Annotated in this window: 2 protein-coding genes and 1 pseudogene; 2 read left to right on the top strand and 1 reads right to left on the bottom strand. The window is 40.1% G+C overall.

What is annotated here, in order from left to right; translation table 11 throughout:
- Window positions 1-18: 18 nt before the first annotated feature.
- The gene (locus tag F6J90_RS41815; RefSeq protein ID WP_293108374.1) at window positions 19-1,425 is read right to left on the bottom strand and encodes an acyl-CoA-binding protein; all 1,407 of its coding nucleotides are present in this window, start codon (window positions 1,423-1,425) and stop codon (window positions 19-21) included.
- A gap of 852 nt (window positions 1,426-2,277) precedes the next feature.
- On the opposite strand from F6J90_RS41815, the pseudogene F6J90_RS41810 reads away from it, so the two are divergent.
- Both F6J90_RS41810 and F6J90_RS41805 read left to right on the top strand, forming a co-directional pair.
- A pseudogene (locus tag F6J90_RS41810) lies at window positions 2,278-2,403 on the top strand (IS1 family transposase); the annotation flags it as partial.
- 152 nt (window positions 2,404-2,555) lie between these two features.
- A complete protein-coding gene (locus tag F6J90_RS41805) occupies window positions 2,556-4,376 on the top strand; it encodes a fatty acyl-AMP ligase (protein WP_293108370.1) in 1,821 nt (606 codons plus the stop codon).
- The last annotated feature ends 7 nt before the right edge of the window (window positions 4,377-4,383 follow it).

Below are 4,383 nucleotides of genomic sequence, written 5' to 3'. Positions count from 1 at the left end.
GTAATTTGCACCTTATCTTCAGGATGACGAAACTAAATGCTTAGCCAAAAACTCTATAGTTGGGTAACTATAAAGCGCAGTAGCAGGAATATCTCGTTCTAGCCAAGCTCCCAACTCAGCAACTAGATTTGCTGCATCAGCCGATCCTAGAGCATAGCGCTCAAAAGGAAGAGTACTATTCACCTCATCTGCTTCAATGTTGAAAACTTTGGCGATGTAAGCGACTAACCAAGCTTTAATTTTTTCTTCTAGAGGCAGCTCCTTTTTTTGACCCACTACTGGCAGTTTGGCTACTATTTGACTGTATTGCTTCATCGCCTCACTGCAACTCATGCCTTTAAGTTGATTCCAGGCTTGCCATTGAACATACTTTCTAGGTTGCAGAATCAGATCATCTGGCTCCTCATCTAAACAATCCCCTTCCATTGCTTGTTGATAGAGAGTCTCAAGCTCTATTTCTTTCTTGCCTTTAGGTAGTTGAACATGACCAAAGCGAACTAAGTTGGACATGGTCTGAAATTCTAACTCTATATTGTCTAGATCATGAGAATCACGAACGACATTGATTCCATAATCATCTTGCCCTGATACCAGGATACAAAAATGCTTTTTGATATTATGAAAATTTTCGTCGATGAAATCGCCTTTTAAACGGTGTGGATAAACCTGTACGCTGGGAGGAACATAACGTCCATTAATACCTAGTCGGCGTTGTTCCTTGGACTTATTGGGAGGAGAGGAATGCATAACTCTTTCGGTAAAAATAATAGCTTGCCCCATGCGTGCTGGTACAGCTTCTACTTCCCATTCATTGTCATCGAAGTCAAACACTACTGAGTATTTTCTCCGCCCTTGCCAAACCATTTTATGGTTTTTTATACCCGCAAACATCCCCTGCTCAGCAGGTACCTGCACTCGCCCAAATTTTTCCTTGTGTGTCCCATTTGCAAAATGTAAACAACCATTTTCGAGAGTAGCATCATCTAAGGCTATCCATACTGATATATTTATAATATCTTCAGTATTTGGGTAAAGCAGTGCTGGCTTTTGAGGATCATAGGCGCTGGGGTCGTAAGAATCATAAACTTGATGCCATTTGATCTCTCCTTCCCCTGGCATTTTGCAAAAAACATTACTGTTCCACAATAGTAAATTGTCCCCACCCAGCTGGTTTAGTACCCGAACAATTTTGTTGTTTTTAAACATCTCGGCTATCGGTTGATGAAACAGATGAAGGTCACGAGATGTGTTAAGGTTCAGGACATTGTTGTAGAGCATCATCATCGGCTGACCCTCTACTTCTTTAAGTGAACTATTAGTTTCTATACATTTTTTTACAGATTCTACTTCTGAACTTGTAAATATATCCAGGGGGCCTAACCATCCCTTTTCTTCAAAGTGTTGAATCTGGTTTTGTGTGAGCATATTCAGGGTTCAATCCTTTCTATATCACTACTGTTATGGGATTGCAAACTACTTTGTTGATTCTTTTTTTTACTGATACAAAGTATTACCAATCAGTAGTCTAACAGAACCTATTCTGAAAGTCACTTTCTTAGTGTAACATTTTGTTAAGCTTTGTTAAGCTGTTCAGTATCTATGTTATTGCGGGGTGACGAAACAGGCTCAAATGCTTGCTATGTAAAGGTTGTAGAATTTTGTGGTAAAAACAGGTAAGTCTTTTATTACCATAAAACCTAACTGTTGACAATTTGCTCCAGATTATACCAAAAAGTAAATTTACTCTAGCCGAATATATTTTATTAAAAATTTGCTTCTTCCGTACCTGTTATGCTAAACTAAGCAGGTGCAAAAAATTAATTGCACATTTAATGAAACTCAAAGCCTTGCAATGTAAGGGTTACAGATATCCAGAGTAGGTAATTAATTGGTAGTGATAAACATGTAGTGATACAACATTGCCTTTAAGCAGGTGCACAAAATTAATTGCACATTTTCCAAAACTCAAAGCTTTACACTGTAGCAGTCTTTCCCTCCAGTGGTTCGACAATGTGCTGTGTGTTATACAGATTTTTGGGAAGCTTATAAAAGCGATGCAGCGCGGTCTTGGGGAGGCAGCGCGGTCTTGGGGGTTCCCCCCATGAGCGACTGCCGTGGTTTCCCCCATGAGCGACTGCATCAAGAACAGTAATACGACAAAAGCAATGCAGAGGTGCGACCCGTGGCGAATTTAATTACGGGTCAAAAGCACCATTACGGTCTTGGGGAGGCAGTGCCGACCTGTGGGGGTTCCCCCACTCGCGCTTTGCATCAAGACAGCGTCACAAACAAGTAGCAAAAAAAACTGGTAAAACTAATCATATTGAAAGATTAAATAATACCTGAAGACAAAGGATTAGTCGTCTGGTAAGAAAAACTTTGTCATTTTCCAAAAAATTCTAAAATCACTTAGGAGCTATGCTGAAATTTTCAGCTCTTTGAGCGCTGAGGCGGTTTTTGGCTTTTGTTTATAGTTTGCTCCTATCCCTTTAGTCTAAACTCCAGTAACGCCGAAAATTCAGAAATTGATGGATGATTAATGAAGGACAAATTTTATGAATACTAAGAAAAAATTTACCTCTTTGATAGACCTGCTATGTTATAGAGGAACAAATGAACCGAAGCAAAAAGCCTATACCTTTATTTCTAATGGAAAAACAGAGACAGCCAGCTTGACTTATGGAGAATTGGAAAAGCGGTCACGAGCAATCGCAGCTCAGCTTCAGGAGATGGGGGTAACCAGGGGGGAACGAGCATTGCTGCTCTATTCACAGCCTCTAGATTTCATTTGTGCTTTCTTTGGATGTTTATATGCAGGAGTCATTGCTATTCCGGCTCCTCCACCTGATGCAATTCGATTGAAGCGAACTCTGCCTCGACTTCAAGCTTGTGTTAAGGATGCCCAAGTTTCTCTAGTGCTGACTACATCTCAAATTTCTTCTCAGTTCCCAAGTGAATGGCAAAAAGACTTTGGGTATAATAACATGTTGTTATGGTTGTTTACTGAGGAGATATCAGAGCAACTAGCAAACCAATGGCAAGAATTAAAAATTAATCTAGATGCCATAGCTTATTTACAATATACTTCTGGGTCTACATCTACACCGAAAGGAGTAATAGTGACCCATAACAATGTAATGCACCATTCTGCCTATATCAAGCAAGCATGGAACTACACTTCAGATAGTATTGCTGCCACTTGGATGCCTTACTTCCATGATTATGGTTTGATTGATGGACTTATACAGCCTATTTATTCTGGTATTACTTGTTACCTAATGTCACCATTGACATTTGTTAGAAGACCGACCTGCTGGCTAGAGGTTATTTCTAAGTATAAGGTAACCCATAGCCAAAGTCCAAACTTTGGCTATGACTACTGTGTTCGTCAAGTTAGATCAGAACAATTAACTAATTTAGATCTTAGGAGTTGGAAAACAGCTAGTAATGGAGCAGAGCCAATTCGTAAAGACACTATAGAAAAATTTATTAAAACATTTGAACCTTGTGGGTTCCGTGCCACAGCTTTTTTTCCAGCTTATGGTCTTGCAGAAGCAACTTTGTTAGTTGCTACCAAGTCTCATAATGATGTGCCTGAAATTGCCTCAATTGCTGCATCAGCACTAGAGAAAAATCAGATTGTTGAGTGCGATGGAAATCAAAAGGGAAGTCGATATGTGGTTAGTTGTGGTTTCCCGATTTGTGGAATAAAAGTAATTATCGTCAATCTCAATACTTTAACTAGGTGTGCGTCAGATGAAGTTGGCGAAATTTGGGTATCAGATTTAAGTGTTGCTCAAGGTTATTGGAATAGACCAGAAGAAACAAAGCATACATTTGAGGCATATCTAGCAGATACTGGTGAAGGTCCATTTCTACGTACTGGTGACTTGGGGTTCATCAAGAATGGTCAGCTATTTGTCACTGGGCGCTTGAAGGATGTAATCATCATTCGAGGTCAAAATCATTATCCTCAGGATATTGAATTTACGGTTGAACAGAGCCACCCAGCACTGCGTAAAAATTCTGAGGCAGCATTTGGGGTTGAGGTAGATGGCGAAGAGAAATTAGTCGTTGTTCAGGAGGTGGAGCGAAGTTGGCTGCGAAAACTGGATTTCGATGAAGTAAATGGAGATATTCGTCAGGCGTTGATGGAGCAACACGAACTACAGGTTTATGCAATAGCATTGATCCAACCAGGTAGCATTCCTAAAACTTCAAGTGGCAAGATAATGCGTCAAGCTTGTCGGATTAAGTTTCTAGAGGGAACTTTGGAAGTTATAAATTCAGGTGGTGGTAATCCAGAACACTTAAGAAGACTAACTGTTATGAGTGTTATGAGGGCAACTCCAAAAAATGGGGCGCATCTGGGGTAGGGACCAG

Origin of the sequence: Moorena sp. SIOASIH, from assembly GCF_010671925.1 — a bacterium.
GTDB lineage: Bacteria > Cyanobacteriota > Cyanobacteriia > Cyanobacteriales > Coleofasciculaceae > Moorena.
This window is presented reverse-complemented; position numbering and strand designations above follow the sequence as displayed.